The organism is Vibrio amylolyticus, assembly GCF_023145695.1.
Classification (GTDB): domain Bacteria; phylum Pseudomonadota; class Gammaproteobacteria; order Enterobacterales; family Vibrionaceae; genus Vibrio; species Vibrio amylolyticus.
On the sequence record NZ_JAJHVV010000050.1, the window covers coordinates 1 to 255 of the forward strand.

Consider the following 255-nt stretch of genomic DNA (forward strand, 5'->3'; position numbering starts at 1 on the left):
GCCAACGGGGGCAATCTCGTCATACCGGGTGATGCCACAGAAATCAGTGTCAGTCTTGGCACGTTGAACGATGAGATTTTTGAAGGGGTAGAGAGCTTTGGCCTTGATGTAAATGTCTATGGTGAGATAGGTGACGAAGGTGAAGTGCTCGACCTAAATGGTGCGGGTAATACGACGATTGTTGATGATCTGGATGGCGAAGATAACGCCGATACACCAGTACTGACGGTGGTGAGTCCCGATCCTGTGACAGAA

General features: G+C 49.8%; 1 protein-coding gene. It reads left to right on the forward strand.

Going from position 1 to position 255, the window contains the following annotated elements:
- Window positions 1–255, forward strand: a 255-nt coding sequence (locus tag KP803_RS21840; RefSeq protein ID WP_248010957.1) for a hypothetical protein, incomplete at both ends; no start/stop codon positions are given.